The following is a 20265-nucleotide window of genomic DNA, read 5'->3' as shown; positions in this document are numbered from 1 at the left end:
TGCGTGAGAATATCTACTTATCTACTTATGAATCTTGGAAATACTTCTCCAAAGCCTCATGTACTAAATCAGTCATCGGCCGCGATTGTTTTTCAGCAGTTTCCTTGAGTTGCTGATAAAAATCATCCCGTAGACTTACCCTATGACGTGATTTACCGCTGCTAGTAGGATCTCCTGGTGTGTAATTAGCCACAAATTCCCTAATGGCATCAAAACCCATTCTGTCACAAAAATCGCCAAAACTTTCTTTGGGTGTGCGGGATTTTTTAAAGAAAACAAAAATCGGTTCTAGGAAACTTTCAATATCATTGTGATGCAGTTTTTCCACAAAAGGTTGGGCTAAACGAGTTTGATTTGGTGAACCACCTAACCACACTTGATAAGATTCCACACCACTACCCACAAAACCTAATTCTGCCATATAAGGACGAGCGCAACCATTAGGGCATCCAGTCATCCTGACCACAAAATGGTCTTTTTGTAAACCCAGTTGATCTAATAAAGCCCGGATTCTTGTTAAAATTTCGGGAATGGCTCGTTCTGATTCTGTAATTGCTAAACCGCAGGTAGGTAAAGCCGGACAAGCCATAGCATAGCGTGTTAATGCTGCTATTTGGTTGGGATCTGCTACAACGCCGCAGTTGTCGAGAATCTCTTGAATGGCTTCCTTATGCTCCGGTGCAATATCGTAAAAAATCAGGTTTTGATTACCTGTTAAGCGAATGGGGAGATTAAATTGTTCAACAATTGTCCGCAAAGCGGTTTTGAGTTGCAATGTCTCATCATCTTTTACACGCCCGTTATCAATGGAAATACCTACAAAGAGCTTACCATCTCCCTGTTCATTCCAGCCGAGAAAGTCTTTATATTTAAACTGGATTAGAGGTTTAAACGGTTCGAGAGGTTTACCAAAGTATTCTTCTACCTTGGTGCGGAATTTATCTACACCCCAATCATTAATTAAGTATTTTAGTCTTGCGTGTCGTCTGTCCGTGCGATCACCATAATCTCGCTGTGTAGCAATTATAGCTTTCACCAGATTATATACATCATTTTTGCCTACGTAGCCAATGGGATCAGCAATTCTGGCAAAGGTTTCCTCTTTGTTATGGGTTCTACCCAAACCACCACCAGCGAAGATATTAAATCCTGCTAATGCACCTTTTTTATTGGTAATTACTACCAAGGTCAAATCTTGGGAATATAAATCAACGGAATTATCCCCAGGAACCGTCACGCAAACTTTAAATTTCCGGGGCATATAATGAGTTCCATAGATAGGTTCTACGGAATCATGAAAAATAGTACCATTACCGTTACTTTGTCGCGCTGCTTTGACATCTGGATGTTCTTCGGCGCTAATGGCTTTTTCCCCATCTAACCAAATCTCATAATAAGCGCCAGTTTGGGGAGAAAGCAAATCAGCGATATTTTGGGCATATTCCCAAGCATATTGGTATTCTGAGCGATTTTTAAAGGGGGCTGGAGGAGCCATAACATTGCGGTTAATGTCACCACAAGCACCCAAAGTTGAACCAAGATTCTGGATAATTGTAGCGATCGCCGTTTTCAGGTTCTTTTTTAAGATACCATGTAATTGAAAACCTTGGCGAGTAGTGGCTCTGAGGGTATGATTACCATATTCATCAGCCAGTTTATCCAAGGCTAAATATAGCTGTGGTGGTATTAACCCACCGGGACTTTTTGTCCGCAGCATCATTTGGTAATCTTTTTCCTGTCCCTTGACGCGGTTATCACGGTTATCTTGTTGATAAGAACCATGGAACTTGAGAATCTGAATTGCGTCTTCACTAAAGTGGGTGGTATCCTGAAGGATTTCAGTAGCCACGGGTTCACGCAAAAAGTTACTATTTTCTTTGATACCTTCTACTTTAGAAGGTTTACGGTTAGTAACAAAAGAAGCAGCAGAGTTAACCATTACGGTAGATACGTTTCTGAATAAAGCGGTAGATGAAACCGAAATTAGGCAATTAATAGCACTTATTGGGCTAATTAAACTACTTGAATTTGGTCGGAATTATGAATATTATTTTAATAATAACATGATCAGAGGCCAGCCTGATCATTGACATAAATTACCATTTTAGATCAACGCGGTAAAATTGCCGAATTACCTGATAACCAAATTAATTCAGGCGGTTATGTAATTGATACTCTAGAAGCATCTATTTGGTGTTTATTAACTAGCTCATCTTACACTGAGTCAGTTCTCAAAGCTGTTAATTTAGGGGGAGATACAGATACTACGGCTGCAGTGACTGGTGGGTTAGCGGGAATTTATTACGGTATAGAAAATATTCCCCCGGAATGGGTTGAAAAAATTGCTCGCCAACAGGATATTATTGATTTATCTAATCGTTTTGCGGCAATTTTATAAAGCAGCGGTTAGAGTAGAAAACTACTCCAACCAGCAAATATCACCATTGTCTTTAAACTAAGGACAATGAGTAAACCTGACCATCAATTAACAGTCGCGTAATTCCCTTGGCTTGTAGATGGTTACTAGCCTTATGAAGAACTTGACTGTCAGGAACTTTGATAACGCGATCGCGCTTTGTCGAAAAGCGTTTAGCTACTCTATGATTATCAAAAATGGGCAGAGTTTTCTGTTGATTTTCCAGACTGGGAATGAGACCTAAATCACCAAAATCCTTGAGTGGCCGGGTAATTAATTCCGCAGAGCGGTCAATTACTAAATAGCAGGTTTTTGGTAAATGGGCAACTGACAATGGTAAAACTTGAACAGATGCTTCTCCATTTTTCCGTCTAGTAACCAGAGGTTTGGGAGCTTCATAGTCCTCGTCCTCAAAGTCCTCCTCATCATCATACAAATCATCATCTAAATCATCATCATCTAAATCATCAGGTTCATCCAGCAAATCTTCATCCAAAATTTCCGCAAACAGACTTGGCTGTGAACGTCGAGTTTGCACCTCCAACTTAGGTTTGGGAATAATTGGCGTTTCTGTGGGCTTATGTCTGACAATTTCCAGTTCCTTGATAACTGGAGATTCTTTTATGACCGGAGGCTGGGGTTGTTCCACCGCTGAGGAGCGTGTTTTTACCCGCCTATTAGCCGGAATATCTTCAGGAAAATCAGGATCACCATCTACTTTTGCTGCTATGATCAGCTTTTCCGGTTCTGGCGTTGATAACTCCTCACCACTGCTCAAGCCGGTAGACGCTTCTAATAGCAATAGTGGTTGGTTCAACAGCGGTAACTGATCATAACTTACCTGCGCTCTACCCTCAGGGGTTCTAGCAGCGCGTTTTAAAGATACGAGATATTCGTATTCCTCTTCTGGTAAGGTACTTTTGAGCAGTCTGCTAATTGTGGAATTGCTCACACCATAGCGTTCTGCTAAAGTGGAAGTTGTTTCCGCACTTTCTCGATATAACTTGAGAATTTCTTGTTTGTCAGAATCTGTTAGTTTTCTCACGGTAGACACCAAAATTTGTTAAGTTTGTTTGCGTCCACGGTCTTGGCGTTGAATACTCAATGATACTTCGTATTCTAGAACTATGGACCGGAATCACACGCCAATAAACACTTAGAATACTCCTCACAAGGGCTTTGTTGATAAAGAATATGTAGTTTTCTTTAGAGCATTACCATAGGGTATAATTACTTAATTATTTGAGAAAGATAATTTGCCATTAACCTGGATACAAAACCAGAGTAAAATTCGGGAGTTGCATTTAATTTATATTATATTCATAGGCAATTACTCCTTAACATCACAATATATCTGAATATCGGATCTATTTTGTTTCCTAGTGTACCTCAACTCACCAATCACTTGCATCTTCTGACTGGAATCAGGAAATTTAAAATTTCCTCTTGCCTATTTGGAGAATATTAGATATAATGGTGAAGGCTTCATGGGTACGTAGCTCAGTTGGATAGAGCATCCGCCTTCTAAGCGGACGGTCACAGGTTCGAGTCCTGTCGTACCCGTTGTCATCACGTCAGATTTTAGAGGCCACCGGAAGTGGGATAATAAAATTATGCCAAAAGAAGAGTTAGAGAGGAAAAGCTGATAATATGCACTTGAGTGAAATCACCCATCCTAACCAGTTGCATGGTTTGTCAATTCGACAGTTAGAACAAATTGCTCGTCAAATTCGTGAGAAGCATTTACAAACCGTAGCCGCCTTTGGCGGGCATTTGGGTCCTGGTTTGGGTGTGGTAGAATTAACACTAGGGCTTTACCAAACCTTAGATTTAGACCGGGATAAGGTAATATGGGATGTCGGTCATCAAGCTTATCCTCACAAACTAATCACCGGACGCTACAGCAACTTCGACACTCTCCGCCAAAAAGACGGCGTTGCAGGTTATCTTAAACGCTGCGAGAATAAATTTGATCATTTTGGTGCAGGACACGCTTCTACAAGTATTTCCGCTGCCTTGGGTATGGCTTTAGCCCGTGACTTGAAAGGGGAAAAATTTAAAGCCGTTGCTGTCATTGGTGACGGTGCTTTAACTGGAGGTATGGCTTTAGAAGCTATTAACCACGCTGGTCACCTGCCAAAAACTAATCTCCTGGTGGTTCTTAACGACAATGAGATGTCTATTTCTCCCAATGTAGGTGCAATTCCTCGTTATCTCAATAAAATGCGTCTGAGTCCACCAGTACAGTTTCTCTCAGATGGTATTGAAGAACAGTTAAAACATCTTCCTTTTGTGGGTGAGTCTCTTTCCCCAGAACTAGAACGCATTAAAGAAGGAATGAAGCGTTTAGCAGTTCCTAAAGTAGGTGCGGTTTTTGAAGAATTGGGTTTTACCTATATGGGTCCAATTGACGGACATAATTTAGAGGAGTTAATTACTACATTCCAACAAGCACATCAAATTACTGGTCCTGTTTTGGTTCACGTAGTCACAACTAAGGGTAAAGGCTATGAAATAGCGGAAAAGGACCAAGTAGGATATCATGCCCAAACTCCCTTTAATTTGGCTACTGGTAAAGCAATTCCTTCTAGTAAACCTAAACCTCCTGCTTACGCTAAGGTCTTTTCTCACACCCTAGTTAAATTGGCGGAACAAAATCCCCAAATCGTCGGTATCACAGCTGCAATGGCTACTGGTACGGGTTTAGATAAACTACAAGCTAAACTACCTCATCAGTATATTGATGTAGGAATTGCGGAACAACACGCTGTGACTTTAGCCGCAGGTTTAGCTTGTGAAGGTATGCGTCCTGTCGCTGCTATCTATTCCACTTTCTTACAACGTGCTTATGACCAAATTATTCACGATGTTTGTATTCAAAACCTACCCGTATTCTTCTGTTTAGATCGGGCAGGTATTGTTGGTGCTGATGGTCCGACCCACCAAGGTATGTATGATATTGCTTATCTACGTTGTATTCCCAATATGGTGGTAATGGCTCCCAAGGACGAAGCAGAATTACAACGGATGGTGGTTACTGGCATTAACTACACAGATGGACCTATTTCTATGCGCTTTCCCCGTGGTAATGGTCACGGTGTCCCTTTAATGGAAGAAGGTTGGGAAGCTTTGGAAATCGGTAAGGGGGAAATTATCCGTCAAGGTGACGATGTTTTAATCGTCGGCTATGGTACAATGGTCTACCCAGGAATGCAAGCTGCCCAAATTCTCAGCGAACATGGGATTGAAGCTACTGTAATTAATGCCCGTTTTGTCAAGCCTTTAGATACCGATTTGATTTTACCATTGGCTAAACAAATTGGCCGGGTTGTCACTTTGGAAGAAGGTTGTTTAATGGGTGGTTTTGGTTCTGCGGTAGCTGAAGTTTTACTTGATGCTGATATTCTAGTTCCTGTCAAACGAATTGGTGTACCTGATATTTTGGTAGATCATGCCACACCTGACCAATCTTACACAGAATTAGGCTTGACTGGTGACCAAATTGCAGCAACAGTTTTACAAGCTTTCTTTAATAAGGAATTAGTTGCTGTGAAATAACTCACAATTGTAGAAACGTTCTTAGGAATGTAGGGGCAATTGCTCACCCCTACATTAAAGATATTACAAGCGTATCCATGGACGAACTCAAGTGAGGATCAGAATTAGGACAAACGAATATCCAAGGTTAATTTTAGATATAAAAAACCCTCGGATTTTACACCTCAATAATAGCATAAAAAGTCAAGAGGTCAATACCCTAGTAACTTCGTTCAATTATTGATAGTATTCTCAATATTATTGAGAATGAACTAGCTATATTCTCGATAAACATGATAGTGGGATTTTTTTAAAAAAAAATATTTAAAAAACTTATGAGTTTTTCGTAAAACTCCAATGGTGCTTTAATTAAACTTATATCATCTTTTTTGTCACCGTATATATGAAAAAATATTCATATTTCCACCCAAATACACTTATATTATCTGCAACTAGATCCGTGATAAACTCCTGCTGTGCCTTATTGAAAAAAGCGAGACAATACATACCAAAGCTAGTAAAATCGTGAAAATTCAAATTTGCCTAACTTGCCAAAATGTATCTCAAGCTAATAAAATAGCTGAAGTTGCAGCATATAACATCAAACAAATAATGTCCAATTTAACAACTATCAACCGACTACAAAATATTATTTTTTCGCTATTTCTAGCTCTGATGATGATTTTAATAGTTCCTGGGACTAGTTGGGCTTCTAGCTTGGGAGTGGAGTCAGGTTCTTTGAAACCTTGTCCAACTTCTCCTAACTGTGTTGTTAGTCAAAATGCTGATACTAAACACACTATTCAACCCATTACTTATCATGTAGCGCGAGATCAAGCTAGAGAAACCTTGCTAAAAGTTCTCACTGTTGTTCCCCGCACAGAAGTTATAGAACAAGCAGATAATTATATTCATGCTATTTCTAAAAGCCGCATTTTCAAATTTGTTGATGATCTAGAGTTTTATTTCCCTAGCAATGAGTCGCTAATTCATATCCGTTCCTCATCTCGTGTTGGAGATTCTGATTTTGGTGTCAACCGCACCCGCTTAGAGCAAATTCGTTTAGCTTTAAAGGATTTAAATATTTAATTTAACCTTTTAACCTCTTTTCTCTGTGTATAGAATAGTTATATAAAATACATTTAAAATGCTCCATACACAGAGTCAGATTAAAAAATAAAAAAAAATAAAAATATAACCCCTTTGGATCATAACTAAATAATAGCAGAAAAAAATGTCAATATCAATGGCTGAAAAAACCTATTTCCGTAAAATTATTGATAATATTCTCAAGATTATTGAGAATAGCAACTGACTATTGCAAAAGTGGAAATTTTATAAAAATGGATATTTGAAAAAGTTATCTTTCTGAATCAACGCAGATTAATAAATCAGGGTGGGAAAACCCCACCCCTACAGATATTAGCGTTTGACCAATTTCTTGGACATTTTGCGGAGACGAATAGATTCCGGTGTTACCTCGACTAATTCATCTTGAGCAATGTATTCTAACGCTCGTTCCAAACTCATATCTATGGGTGCTTGTAACTGCACAAGTTCATCACCACCCGCCGCGCGATGGTTAGTTAACTGCTTGGTTTTACAAACGTTCAATTCTAGGTCTTGGGGACGATTATGTTCACCAATAATCATACCTCTGTAAACCTTAGTTCCAGGACTGATAAAGAATGCGCCTCTATCTTCACAGTTTTTCATGGCGTAGAAGGTAGAAACACCTTCTTCAAAGGAGATTAAAACGCCTTTGTTGCGGGCTTCAATATCGCCAGAAAGTGGACGATAATCAAGGAAGCTATGGTTCATGATACCTTCACCGCGAGTCATTCGCATGAATTCACCTCGGAAACCAATTAAACCACGGGCAGGAACGATAAATTCTAATTGGGTGCGGTCTCCACCTCCGGGCTGCATATCTTGCATTTCCGCTTTTCGTTGTCCCAACCGTTCGATACAGCTACCAACAGCATCGGCGGGAACGTCTAAAGCCAGAAGTTCAAAAGGTTCGCAAGGCTGACCGTTAACTGTACGATAAATTACCTGCGGCTGAGATACTTGAAATTCAAAACCCTCACGGCGCATGGTTTCTATTAATATCCCTAAGTGTAATTCACCACGACCGGAAACTAAAAATTTATCAGGAGAGTCCGTTTCTTCAACGCGCAATGCCACATTAGTTTCTAATTCCCGGAATAAGCGATCGCGTATTTGGCGAGATGTTACCAGTTTACCCTCTTGACCTGCAAAAGGGGAATCATTCACCCAGAAGGTCATTTGTAAAGTTGGTTCATCTACCTTAATTAAGGGTAAAGCCAGGGGTTCATTAGGATCTGTAATAGTTTCACCGATGTAAGCATCAGCAAAACCAGCAACTGCTACAATATAACCTGGGGTAGCTTCTTCCATATCTACCCGTCTTAAACCTTCAAATCCCATTAATTTGGTAATTTTACCCTTGACAATATTACCACTTTCTGTTACTAGAGCCGCTTGTTGTCCGGCGCGGATAGTACCATTGTGGATTTTACCAATGACAATTCGTCCTAAATATTCAGAATAATCGAGAGTAGTAACTTGCAGTTGCAGAGGTTTATTAGGGTCTCCCACAGGTGCGGGGACATGGCGGAGAACCGCATCAAATAGAGGCTGCATATCTACTGATTCCGCTTCTAAACTTTCTTTAGCGAAACCTGCCATCCCGGAGGCAAATAGGTATTTAAAGTCACATTGGTCTTCATCCGCCCCTAATTCTAAGAACAGATCCAAAACCTTGTCAACAGCAACGTGGGGGTCAGCTTGTCCGCGATCAATTTTGTTAATCACGACAATAGGCCGCAGACCTTTTTCCAAAGCTTTTTTAAGTACAAAGCGGGTTTGGGGCATTGGACCTTCATTGGCATCAACAATGAGCAAACAACCGTCCACCATACCGAGTACCCGCTCTACCTCCCCGCCGAAGTCAGCGTGTCCAGGGGTATCAACAATATTGATGAGAGTTTCTTTGTAGCGAACCGCTGTATTTTTAGAAAGAATAGTAATGCCTCGTTCCCGCTCCAAAGCGTTCGAGTCCATGACACAATCCGGAACGTCTTCGCCTTCGCGGAAAATGCCGGACTGTTTGAGGAGAGCATCAACTAGGGTGGTCTTACCATGGTCAACGTGGGCGATAATGGCGACGTTACGAATTGGGAGCGTCATAGATGGTTGTGGTAAACTTGAGGGTTTTTAGAAGAAGTCTTGGGCTGGGGTCTTTTAACAGAAGTGGGGATACTTTGCCAGTTCTGTAACGAACCTTTAATAATTATAGCGTAATTGCCACAAATATTATTATTTTGATAATAAATATCAAGACCATGGTTTAGCTTGAAGAGTGGTCGTGAGGGTTAATCAACAGTAAGCCAAAAGCTAATAATATTCAGATTGGAGATCATTTTTTAACTGCTGGTATACCATTATAGCATCTTGAATATCAATACTTCCAGCCCGCGATCGCCTACTAATTATCACAGTAATATCCACATCAGCAATAGCAGCAATAAATACATCATGTTTAACCTAGGATTGCATAAACCAACCACCCAATCTGAACCTATTTCCGTAACGTAACATTTAACCAAAGCACTGCTATATTAGAAATACTAGCGAGATACAAAAAATGAAGAACGAACCGTTTCATCCTTCATAAATTGATATTTATATTTATTTGTTGATTAACGGAATAAACTACTGAGTGAGGTATCTTCGTGAATGCGCCAAATTGCTTCTCCAAGTAGATTAGCGACTGAAAGCGTAACTAATTGGGGGAAGCGGTTGTTTTCAGGAATGGGAATAGTGTTAGTGACTATGACTTCCTCAAATACCCCACTGGATAACCTCTCAATTGCTGGTGGAGAAAACACAGCATGAGTAGCACAGGCATATACCTGACTTGCTCCTTCTTGACGCAGTAACTTAGCTCCTTCAGTAATCGTACCACCAGTATCAATCATGTCATCTACTAATATAGCGGTTTTACCTTTAACATCACCAATAATATTTAATACTTCGGCGACATTATGAGCCTGACGGCGTTTGTCAATAATTGCCAGTGGTGCATCATTTAACTTTTTGGCAAATGCTCTGGCCCGTGCTACTCCACCCACGTCCGGGGAAACAACAACAATATCCTGTAGTTCTTTGCTAATGAGATAATCCAGAATTACTGGTGAACCATAGACATGATCAAAGGGGATATCGAAATAACCCTGTATTTGCGCTGCGTGTAAATCCATAGCCAGAACTCGATTAGTACCAGCCTCTGTGATCAAGTTAGCGACTAACTTAGCAGTGATTGATTCTCTTCCGGCGGTTTTTCTGTCAGCGCGAGCATAACCATAATAGGGAATTACTGCTGTTATCTGTCGTGCAGAAGCTCGACGACAGGCATCTATCATAATTAGTAATTCCATTAAATGGTCATTAACGGGTTGACAACATGGCTGAATTAAATAGACATCACAACCGCGAATTGATTCTTGGATTTGAACATACAGTTCTCCGTCCGCAAATCTTTTGCGAATCATCGGACCCAAGTCCATTCCCAGGTAACGAGCCACTTCTTGGGATAATGCCATGTTAGCAGAACCAGAAAACAATCGCAAGCGATTATTGTCGGGTAGTCCGGTTGTCATTGGTTGGACTGGTAAAGTTGCAGAACTCAGCACAGCAGATTCTCGAAGTACATTCATAGTATCATTAGAGATTGAGCAAATTTAACTGAAATGGAGTAAACAAACAAATAATAGTGATCTTCACGTTAGCTCTAGGGTGGTACAACAGCTATCATTAAAAGCAACGAATGTGCAAACAATTATTTTATGATACTTGTTACCAATTAATGAACTAGTAAATTGAAGATTAAATATTTATGTTATAAATCAGAAAAACCTAGCAAAATTAGCTGGTCGCCGAAAAACCATATCATTTAAGGATTAAACAGCCATTTTGACTGTTGCTGCTATAATGGTTGATTTTGTCACCCCCAATTATAGCTGCTACTATGTTGGACGCATCCTGACTAAAGGCAGAATACAAGAATAGAATAATGCAAGACTCATTTCTAGTATACACTTTCTTTTAGGCAGGTTAGCTGAGGAAATTTACAAAAAGCCACAATTGAGACACTTGAAGTCCTATTGTGGATGGATGATATTTTGGCTAAATTCTAAGTCAGTAGCTATTATATTCAATTAATAGACCATGCAATCACCGATTACAGTTGGTACTATTCTCCAAAATCGTTACCACATTATCCATATTATTGGACAAGGGGGATTTGGTAGAACCTATCTAGCAGAAGACCAAAGGCGCTTTAGTGAGCTTTGTGTCCTCAAAGAGTTAATTGCTCCAGTTATGGGAACATCTGCTGGTGGAAAGGAACAAGAGTTATTTGAGCGCGAGGCTGCTATATTGTATCAAATACAGCATCCACAAGTTCCCAAGTTTCGAGAGAAATTTGCCCAAAATGAAAGATTGTTTTTGGTGCAAGATTTCGTAGTTGGTAAAACTTACCGCCATTTATTGAACGAACGCCAAAAGCTTGGGACAGCTTTTACAGAGGTAGAAGTATTACATTTACTACGCTTTTTGTTGCCTGTTCTCAGCTACATTCACGGTCAAGGAATTATTCATCGTGACATCTCTCCAGAGAACGTTATTTTACGGGAAAGCGATTCTTTACCTGTATTAATTGACTTTGGCGTAGTCAAGGAATTAGCTACTAAATTACAGTCTTCCAGCCCTAGTTCGGTGACAACTGTGGGAAAATTAGGTTACGCGCCTAGTGAGCAAATGCAAACGGGTAGGGTATATCCTAGTAGTGATTTATATGCGTTGGCTGTGACGGCCATAGTTTTGTTGACTGGGAAAGAACCAGGGGATTTATTTGATGAACAACAACTGAGATGGAATTGGCAAATATGGGTGAATGTGACACCAGGATTTGCTGAGATTCTCCAGCGAATGTTGTCTCATAAGCCGGGAGACCGTTATCAAAGTGCTACTGATGTTACTCAAGCACTGCTAAATGTAGACCATGGGAACGTACCCGCCCCTAATAATCTATCTTACCTACGAACTATCGCTGTCGGTAATCGTCCTGAACCGAGATCAAAAATACCTAAACAGCCAGAAATTTCGGCTTCTAGTCAAAGTGCGTCTATTTTAGATCATCCTTTGGTGTTGGGAGTAATTGGTTTTATTGTGATTATTTTAGCGGGATTTGGTTCTTGGACATTTGTAAATTCACTTAAAAAACAGCCTCGTTCTGCGCCGGAAATTACAACAACGCCACAATCCTTTCCTTCACCCGTTATTCCCAGTGGTAACAAATTAACACCAAGCCCTAGATCTACAGATACCAATAGTGAACCTGTTATTATTCGCCAACGTCTCAAATTAGACAAGTCTAATACGGCAGAATTGGAGGGAATTATCAGGAAAAATGATTTAATTCAATATACTTTGGAGGCTAAAGCTGGGGAAAAATTAACTGTATCTGTAAATAAAGATAGTGGTATTGTCATGAGGATTTTTAATCCTAATGGTGAAATAATTAATACTCAATATCAACAATCTACTTCCCATGAGGGAATATTGCCTGATAGTGGCAGATATATTATTCAATTGGGTTTATCTAGTGAAGAGTCCCAGGCTAGTTATAGCTTAAACGTGGCTTTAGAACCACCAAAGCCTCTGGAAACCCCTACCCCGACGCAAACCTCCACCCCGACGCAAACCCCCACCCCAATAGAAACCCCCACCCCGACGCAAACCTCCACCCCGACGGAAAGCCCCACCCCAATAGAAACCCCCACCCCAATAGAAACCCCCACCCCAATAGAAACCCCCACCCCAATAGAAACCCCCACATCAGAATTTAATGGGACTAATTAACGCTAAATTATGAAAAGAACCTCAGAACTGACCCAAAACAGCAAGTAGGGGTAATTCATGAATTACCCCTACGCAATGACAGGGTTTTCAGCCTACTTTTTTACGCATTAAGTCATCATTTCTAGCAAAAAACATTGTTGAAAACTTTACTGATTACGGGAACTGATACAGAAGCGGGTAAAACTGTTGTCACAACGGCTTTAGCCGCTTATTGGCAAAAATATTATCCTCAGCGCAGTTTGGGGATTATGAAGCCAATTCAATCGGGTATGGGAGATAGGGAACTGTATCAAACTCTGTTTAGTCTTGAACAGTCGCCAGCAGAAATTACACCTTTGTATTTTCAAGCACCTTTAGCCCCACCTATAGCCGCTGCTAAGGAAAATCGCCAAGTTGATTTGGCCATAGTTTGGCGAACTTTGTTAGCTTTACAAAAACAACGTGATCTGGTATTGATTGAATCTTTGGGGGGTTTAGGTTCACCGGTTACTGATGAGTTAACAGTAGCTGATTTAGCAGGAGAATGGCGATTACCGACAATTTTGGTTGTACCTGTGAGATTGGGAGCGATCGCAAATGCCGTTGCTAATGTAGCATTAGCTAGACAAACTAAAATCGCCCTCCGTGGTATTGTTCTTAATTGTATCCAACCGCGACAGGAGGAAGAAATTGCTGATTTAACTCCAGTCAGGTTAATTCAATCATTGACAAATATACCAGTTTTAGGTTGTGTTCCCTATGTCGAAAATCCCCAAGATTTAGAAAAACTTGCGGAAATTGCTGCTGGTTTGGATTGGGAAACATTATATGCCAATCCTCAATAATTTCTCAACAAAGAAATACCCGACTTCTTAAAGAAGTTGGGGATATTAAATTTTCAAGTTTTAGCTTTTAGGTAATAATATGGTTTCTACATTTCCTCTGGCTTCAACAGTAAATCTCAAAAATGTGCGGTTAGAAATTCGGGCTTTACAACCGCAATTAGTCGAGTGGAGACGACAAATTCACCAAAAACCAGAATTAGGTTTTCAGGAAAAAATCACCGCTGAATTTATTTCCCAAAAGTTGCAAAATTGGGGAATTGAACATCAAGTGGGAATTGCTCAAACGGGAATTGTGGCTATTATTAAAGGGGAAAAATCTACCCATGGTAAAGTATTAGCAATTCGGGCTGATATGGATGCTTTACCTATTCAAGAACTCAATGAAGTTCCCTATTGTTCTCAACGGGATGGGATAATGCACGCTTGTGGACATGATGGACATACAGCGATCGCTCTCGGTACAGCCTATTATCTCCATCAGCACCGTCAAGAATTGAACGGAACTGTAAAAATTATCTTCCAACCCGCAGAAGAAGGTCCAGGTGGAGCAAAACCCATGATAGCAGCGGGTGTACTGAATAACCCTAACGTTGATGCTATCATCGGTTTACACTTATGGAATAATCTGCCTTTAGGGACGGTGGGAGTCCGCCCTGGGGCATTAATGGCCGCTGTGGAATTATTCCGCTGTACCATTTTCGGTAAAGGTGGACATGGAGCAATTCCCCATCAAACCGTAGATTCTTTAGTGGTAGCGGCGCAAATAGTCAGTGCTTTACAAACCATTGTCTCCCGTAATATTAACCCCCTTGATTCGGCAGTTGTGACAGTAGGAGAACTCCACGCAGGGACGGCAGTTAATGTAATTGCTGATACCGCAAAAATGGGCGGAACCGTGAGGTATTTTAATCCTGATTTAGCAGGTTTTTTTAAAGAACGCATAGAAAAAATTATTGCAGGAATTTGTCAAAGTCACGGTGCAAATTATGACTTAGATTATATCCATCTTTATCCACCTGTGATCAATGATGCAGACATAGCTGCATTAGTGCGTTCAGTAGCCCAGGAAGTGATAGAAATCCCCATTGGTGTATTCAGTGAATGTCAAACCATGGGCGGGGAAGATATGTCATTTTTCTTACAAGAAGTTCCTGGTTGTTACTTTTTTCTGGGTTCTGCAAATGCAGAGAAAAAATTAGATTATCCTCATCATCATCCCCGATTTGATTTTGATGAAACCGCTTTACCTATAGGTGTGGAAATGTTTGTGCGTTGTGTAGAAAAGTTTTTTGCTTGAAAACTCCCAGAAGAAAAGAAGGTTTCTCTAGATATTTTACGTAAGTCCTAATTCATACTAAGTTCTGGAAGCAGAGCCAAAAGAATACCATTCCCAGTCTCCGACTGGGAACGAGAATAGTGTAAATATGTAAATATTTTATAAATTGCTAGTATTATAATTCACTTGTTACCTTAAAATACAAAAAAGTCTCATTTTAAAAGAGATAAGATGGCTGCTGGCTTTTATTTTGACAATTTTGAACCATTTATGCAATATCAATGGACAAGTGGTACAAGTAGTAATAGACTGGGAGACAATTCTTTAGGTAGCTTTTTATCAGATTTTCAACGGCAGATGCTGTTAAAATCATTACAAGAAAACTGCTCTCAATCCCAGCGTCAACGGATTCAAATTATGTTACTAGCGGACGAAGGGATAACTCAAGCAGAAATTTGTCAAATTTTGGGGTGTTGTCCCGCAACTGCTAGACATTGGATACACATAGCTCGTCAGGGAATGGCGCATCAATGGCAAGATAGTCGGATTGGTCGCCCTAAATCAGTTAGTGATGAGTATTTACGACGTTTAAAAGAATTATTATACAGTAATCCTCGTGATTATGGTTATATTTCTCAACACTGGACATTAAATCGCTTACATAAACATCTCTACCAAGAATTTGGCTTTAAAGTCAGCGATCGCCATTTTAAGCGAATTTTCAAACAAATGGGCTTATCTACTCGGACAAAATCCAGCCATAATCAACAAAATAGCCCAAAATCAGCCGCAGAACCCAAAATAGCCATTGCTGACCTTAAAAAAGCAAATACCGCCGATTCCTCCGAAATTATACTTATTAATTTTCACAAAGCAGTAAAAGATTCAGACATTTATGGCGCACAATATCTCCGCTCAATTAGTATCTCTGGAACAAATCAACAATACCTTGGGGTATTCACTGACCGCAGAAGAATTTTATCACTATCTTCCTGAACTTCAACCTATCAACCCTAAAGTCGGCAAATTCTGGACAGGAAAGAATGTTGAACCGGGTATTTACATTATCATTACAGGCAAAGTCAGACTACTAGATGATAACGACGAATTAATTACTACCCTAGAACCTGGAGCATCCTTTGGTGAATTTACCTTATTTCCCCAATCTCAATTTGCACCTTATGCAGCCAGAGCTTCAGCAAATTTACAGTTATGTTTCTTGCCAGAAAAGTTACTATTGCCCTTAATAGCCAAGTATCCCCAAATTCGAGAACATTTATGGCAGAAAGCATACTCCCCAGAAACGCAGATTATACAAGCAGATTATACACCGCTCAAACCAAACCCACCAGAGAACGACAATTCAAATTCAGATTCAACCCCCTATTTCACCTCACAATCAAAAGAATCAAAAATTAATAAAGCTTATTTTCCCAGTCCCAGACAACGGGTGGGGCATTTATGGCAAAGAGTGACAGGACGCTATCCATTCTTTGCTCAACAGAGTGGTTCTGACTGTGGAGCAGCTTGTTTAGTCATGGTATCCCGGTATTGGGGGAAACGTTTTAGTGTAAATCGTCTCCGTGATATTGCCAATGTAGACCGCAATGGTGCATCCTTACGAGGGTTATTAACAGCAGCAGAAAGTCTAGGTTTTGCGACTAGACCCGTCAAAGCTAGTTTAAAGCAGTTAGCAAAGCAAAAATTACCCGCCATTGTTCACTGGGAAGGCAAACATTACATAGTTGTCTACGAAATTACCCCTAAATATGTAATTGTGGCCGACCCCGCTATTGGTCAACGTACCCTCACCCATAAGGAATTTAACCGCGACTGGACTGGTTATACATTGTTGTTACAACCGACAGCAATGCTCAAAGAAACGAAAGAGACATCTACACCTTTTTGGCAGTTTTTCGAGTTAATAAAACCCCATTCCTTAGTCATGTTGGAAGTATTTATCGCTTCCATATTTATCCAGATATTTGGCTTAATTACCCCCCTATTTACCCAATTAATTTTAGATCGGGTAGTGGTGCAACGGTCAGAACTGACCCTGACAACAGTAGGAATAGGATTGTTAATTTTTAGCCTTTTTCGGGTAGCCATGACCGGTTTAAGGCAATATCTTTTAGATCATACAGCAAATCGCATAGACTTAGCATTAATTGTCGGTTTTATTCGTCATACCTTGCGTTTACCCCTGAGCTTCTTCGAGACTCGTTATGTGGGTGATATTATTTCTCGTGTGCAGGAAAACCGCAAAATTCAACGCTTTTTATCGGGTGAAGCATTATCAATTCTCCTAGATTTATTCACCGTCTTTATCTATGTAGGCTTGATGTTTTGGTACAGTTGGAAAATGGCATTATTAGCTTTAATAATTGTCCCACCCTTTGCCTTATTAGCCTTAATTGCCACACCCTTTTTACAAAGGATTTCCAGAGAAATATTTAATGCAGTTAACCAAGAAAGTAGTTACTTAATAGAAGCTTTAACTGGTGTGCGAACAGTCAAAGCCACAGCAGTAGAACAAACAGTAAGATGGCATTGGGAAGAGTTATTAAATAAAGAGATAAAAACCAACTTTTCCGGGCAAGTTATCGGCAATCGTTTACAAATTTTTAGTAACACAATTGAAGCAATAGCTACCACAGCTTTATTATGGTTTGGGGCATATTTAGTAATTCATAATCAGTTAACTGTGGGACAACTAGTAGCATTTAATATGCTGCTGGGAAATATTATTAATCCCTTCCAACGGTTAATTGTCCTCTGGAATGAATTGCAGGAAGTTGTGATTGCAGTAGAAAGAATTAACGATGTTTTAGACACAGAACCAGAAGAAGATTTACAAAATCAATCACGGCAGAATTTACCACCAATTCAGGGGCATATTCGCTTTGAAAACGTCACATTTCGCTATCATCCAGAAAGCGATATTAATATATTAGAAAACCTCAATTTTGAAATCAAACCCGGACAAATGGTAGCCTTAGTGGGACGCAGTGGCTCAGGAAAAACCACCATTTCTAAATTAGTTATCGGCTTATATCCCCCCACAGACGGTAAAGTTTTAATTGACGGACAAGATATTACCAGTCTTTCCTTGCGTTCTTTTCGACAACAAATTGGTGTAGTTGACCAGGACACATTTTTATTTGGTGGGACAATTCGAGAAAATATCAGTTTAGGACATCCAGGAATACCTTTATCAGAAGTAATTGCAGCAGCAAAAATGGCTGGTGCTGATGAATTTATCAAAAAATTACCCATGGGTTATGAAAGCCAAATTGGTGAAGGTGGAGGTTTATTATCTGGTGGACAAAGACAGAGAATAGCCATTGCTAGAGCATTATTAGGTAATCCCAAATTATTGGTTTTAGATGAGGCAACTTCTCACCTAGATACCGAATCAGAAAGAATAATTCAACAGAATTTTAACACAATTCTCAAAGGAAAAACTACTTTAATAATTGCCCATCGTCTTTCCACCGTGCGAAATGCTGATTTAATTTTGGTACTAGATAGAGGTGTGTTAATTGAAAGTGGTACTCATGAAGAATTAATGGCTAAAAAAGGACATTATTTCTATCTAAATCAACAGCAATTACAAACATTAACGTAGGTTGGGTTGAGCCATAGCGAAACCCAACAATGATTTAATAATGATTATAGTTGGGTTTCTTTAACCCAACCTACAATAAATTCATACTAAGAAAAAGGTGCATCATGACAAGTACATTAAATGGGAATATCACAAAATCTGATGATAATTTATCACCAGAATTACCAGAAATTACCAATGAAGATTGGTCGGAAATTACCAAAGAATCACTTGATAGTTTACCCCAGGTTTGGACGCGAGGACTATTATATCTTTTAGTCTTAATTGTCTCCATAGTTTTACCTTGGTCTTTGCTATCTAAAGTAGATGAAACAGGTACAGGAAGAGGACGTATTGAACCTAAAGATAAAACCGTGAAATTAGATGCGGCTGTAGGGGGAACAGTTGCCGAAATTCAAGTTAAAGAAGGTGAAACAGTCAAAGCCGGACAAACTCTATTATTATTAGAATCGGCATTAGTCAAATCAGAATTACGTCAAGTTCAAGATAAATTGGAAGGACAATTAAACCGACTTTCTCAGTTAAAATCCTCCAAAAATCAGTTAATTGTCTCCTTAGCAACCCAACAACAACAAAATCAATCTCAACAATTAGAAAAACAAGCACAAATTGAGCAAGCACAACAGAATATTAATACCCTAAAAAATGCCTATCAATTTCAGAAAGAAGAAAGATTATCTCAACTTAATCAAGCGCGACAAACCCTAACTAATAGTCAAACTACTAATCAATTAGCAGAGAGTAGTTTATTAAGTAGTCAGCGAGAAGTAAAACGCTATAGTCAACTCAGACAACAGGGAGTAATTCCAGAAATTAATTTAGTAGAAAAGCAAGATATCGCTAAGGAAAAGCAAAAATTATATGCACAAAGCCAATCAGATATTCAACAAGCTAAGTTACGTTTAGCAGAACAACAAAGCAGTTATGAGCGAAATTTGCGCCAATCTCATGCCGATATTGAACAGGCCAAATTGCGACTGGGAGAACAGCAAAGAAGCTATCAAACTTTAACCCTTTCTGGTCAGTCAGCAGTGTTAAAAATTGCCGAACAGCAGAAAAGTTTAGATACAGATATTAGTTCCCTCAAATCAGATATTTCTCAAACTAAACGCCAAATTGATGCCTTAAAATTTCAGTTAGGACAGCGAGAAATTAAAGCTTCTGTCAATGGTATATTATTTCAACTACCAATTCAAAAACCCGGCTCAGTTGTGCAAATAGGGACAATGGTGGCCGAAATTGCTCAAGATAATTCACCCTTAATAATTCGAGCGCAAATGGCAACTACAGATAGTGGTTTTTTGCGGTTAGGATTACCAGTAAAGCTCAAATTTGATGCTTATCCGTTTCAGGATTATGGTATTATCTCAGGAGAGTTAATTAAAATTTCTCCTAATACGATAGAGATAGATACAGCTAATGGCAAAGTAGCCGCTTATAACTTAGAAATTTCTCTCAAAAAAAGTTGTATTCCCACTGCTAATAAATGTATTCCTTTGCGTCCAGGGGATACAGCAACCGCTGAGGTAATTGTCCGTCAGCGACGAATTATTGATTTTCTACTTGACCCCTTTAAAAAATTGCAACAAGGAGGAGTAAAATTGTAGAAAATTCATAGTAGTTAGTTAATAACACG

General features: G+C 39.6%; 12 protein-coding genes, 1 tRNA gene and 1 pseudogene. 10 read left to right on the top strand and 4 right to left on the bottom strand.

The window, feature by feature from the left end:
- Positions 1 to 25: 25 nt before the first annotated feature.
- The gene (gene sir / locus H6F62_RS05395; protein WP_137906291.1) at positions 26 to 1939 is read right to left on the bottom strand and encodes a sulfite reductase, ferredoxin dependent; all 1914 of its coding nucleotides are present in this window, start codon (positions 1937 to 1939) and stop codon (positions 26 to 28) included.
- Between the two features lie 177 nt (positions 1940 to 2116).
- Between sir and H6F62_RS05390 the strand changes: the two are divergent.
- Positions 2117 to 2398, top strand: a pseudogene (locus H6F62_RS05390) (ADP-ribosylglycohydrolase family protein); the annotation flags it as partial.
- Positions 2399 to 2450: 52 nt separating this feature from the next.
- On the opposite strand, the gene H6F62_RS05385 reads toward H6F62_RS05390, so the two are convergent.
- Positions 2451 to 3461, bottom strand: coding sequence for a transposase (locus H6F62_RS05385; RefSeq protein WP_190371512.1), 1011 nt, complete (start codon positions 3459 to 3461; stop codon positions 2451 to 2453).
- Between the two features lie 444 nt (positions 3462 to 3905).
- Here H6F62_RS05385 and H6F62_RS05380 point away from each other — a divergent pair.
- The 3 genes from H6F62_RS05380 to H6F62_RS05370 all read left to right on the top strand — a co-directional run bounded on the left by H6F62_RS05380 (position 3906) and on the right by H6F62_RS05370 (position 7042).
- Positions 3906 to 3979: transfer RNA gene (locus H6F62_RS05380), tRNA-Arg, on the top strand.
- Between the two features lie 87 nt (positions 3980 to 4066).
- A complete protein-coding gene (gene dxs, locus H6F62_RS05375; protein WP_137906290.1) occupies positions 4067 to 5974 on the top strand; it encodes a 1-deoxy-D-xylulose-5-phosphate synthase in 1908 nt (635 codons plus the stop codon).
- Positions 5975 to 6565: 591 nt separating this feature from the next.
- Positions 6566 to 7042 carry a DUF1499 domain-containing protein gene (locus H6F62_RS05370; RefSeq protein WP_137906380.1) on the top strand — a complete coding sequence of 159 codons (477 nt, stop codon included), beginning with the start codon at positions 6566 to 6568 and terminating at the stop codon, positions 7040 to 7042.
- A 333-nt stretch (positions 7043 to 7375) separates the two neighbouring features.
- On the opposite strand, the gene typA is transcribed toward H6F62_RS05370, so the two are convergent.
- Together typA and H6F62_RS05360 are read right to left on the bottom strand one after the other, a co-directional pair.
- Positions 7376 to 9166, bottom strand: a complete 1791-nt coding sequence (gene typA / locus H6F62_RS05365) for a translational GTPase TypA (protein ID WP_028084433.1) — start codon at positions 9164 to 9166, stop codon at positions 7376 to 7378.
- 512 nt (positions 9167 to 9678) lie between these two features.
- Positions 9679 to 10695, bottom strand: a complete 1017-nt coding sequence (locus H6F62_RS05360; RefSeq protein ID WP_137906289.1) for a ribose-phosphate pyrophosphokinase — start codon at positions 10693 to 10695, stop codon at positions 9679 to 9681.
- A 511-nt stretch (positions 10696 to 11206) separates the two neighbouring features.
- Here H6F62_RS05360 and H6F62_RS05355 point away from each other — a divergent pair.
- The 6 genes from H6F62_RS05355 (at position 11207) to H6F62_RS05330 (ending at position 20236) form a co-directional block, all read left to right on the top strand.
- A complete protein-coding gene (locus H6F62_RS05355; RefSeq protein WP_137906288.1) occupies positions 11207 to 12901 on the top strand; it encodes a serine/threonine-protein kinase in 1695 nt (564 codons plus the stop codon).
- Positions 12902 to 13035: 134 nt separating this feature from the next.
- On the top strand, positions 13036 to 13725 hold the full coding sequence (gene bioD, locus H6F62_RS05350; protein ID WP_236097040.1) for a dethiobiotin synthase: 690 nt from the start codon (positions 13036 to 13038) through the stop codon (positions 13723 to 13725).
- Between the two features lie 79 nt (positions 13726 to 13804).
- Positions 13805 to 15022 (top strand): M20 family metallopeptidase, encoded by a 1218-nt coding sequence (locus tag H6F62_RS05345; protein ID WP_190371511.1) that lies wholly within the window; start codon positions 13805 to 13807, stop codon positions 15020 to 15022.
- Between the two features lie 210 nt (positions 15023 to 15232).
- Positions 15233 to 15997 carry a helix-turn-helix domain-containing protein gene (locus H6F62_RS05340; protein WP_242025907.1) on the top strand — a complete coding sequence of 255 codons (765 nt, stop codon included), beginning with the start codon at positions 15233 to 15235 and terminating at the stop codon, positions 15995 to 15997.
- Positions 15897 to 18629 (top strand): peptidase domain-containing ABC transporter, encoded by a 2733-nt coding sequence (locus H6F62_RS05335; RefSeq protein ID WP_190371510.1) that lies wholly within the window; start codon positions 15897 to 15899, stop codon positions 18627 to 18629. Before H6F62_RS05340 ends, H6F62_RS05335 begins: the two co-directional genes overlap by 101 nt.
- Before the next feature lie 104 nt (positions 18630 to 18733).
- Positions 18734 to 20236 (top strand): HlyD family efflux transporter periplasmic adaptor subunit, encoded by a 1503-nt coding sequence (locus H6F62_RS05330; RefSeq protein WP_190371509.1) that lies wholly within the window; start codon positions 18734 to 18736, stop codon positions 20234 to 20236.
- The last annotated feature ends 29 nt before the right edge of the window (positions 20237 to 20265 follow it).

This window comes from Anabaena sp. FACHB-1391 (assembly GCF_014696755.1).
Taxonomy (GTDB): Bacteria; Cyanobacteriota; Cyanobacteriia; order Cyanobacteriales; family Nostocaceae; genus Dolichospermum; species Dolichospermum planctonicum.
The sequence above is the reverse complement of the archived record's forward strand: the minus strand, read 5'-3'. Positions and strand labels throughout refer to the sequence as shown.

Coding starts and splice junctions, on each gene's coding strand:
- H6F62_RS05335 (WP_190371510.1), top strand. CDS start 15,897: ATGGCGCACAATATCTCCGCTCAATTAGTATCTCTGGAACAAATCAAC.
- H6F62_RS05345 (WP_190371511.1), top strand. CDS start 13,805: ATGGTTTCTACATTTCCTCTGGCTTCAACAGTAAATCTCAAAAATGTG.
- H6F62_RS05355 (WP_137906288.1), top strand. CDS start 11,207: ATGCAATCACCGATTACAGTTGGTACTATTCTCCAAAATCGTTACCAC.
- typA (WP_028084433.1), bottom strand. CDS start 9,166: ATGACGCTCCCAATTCGTAACGTCGCCATTATCGCCCACGTTGACCAT.
- sir (WP_137906291.1), bottom strand. CDS start 1,939: ATGGTTAACTCTGCTGCTTCTTTTGTTACTAACCGTAAACCTTCTAAA.
- H6F62_RS05330 (WP_190371509.1), top strand. CDS start 18,734: ATGACAAGTACATTAAATGGGAATATCACAAAATCTGATGATAATTTA.
- H6F62_RS05340 (WP_242025907.1), top strand. CDS start 15,233: ATGGCTGCTGGCTTTTATTTTGACAATTTTGAACCATTTATGCAATAT.
- H6F62_RS05370 (WP_137906380.1), top strand. CDS start 6,566: ATGTCCAATTTAACAACTATCAACCGACTACAAAATATTATTTTTTCG.
- dxs (WP_137906290.1), top strand. CDS start 4,067: ATGCACTTGAGTGAAATCACCCATCCTAACCAGTTGCATGGTTTGTCA.
- H6F62_RS05360 (WP_137906289.1), bottom strand. CDS start 10,695: ATGAATGTACTTCGAGAATCTGCTGTGCTGAGTTCTGCAACTTTACCA.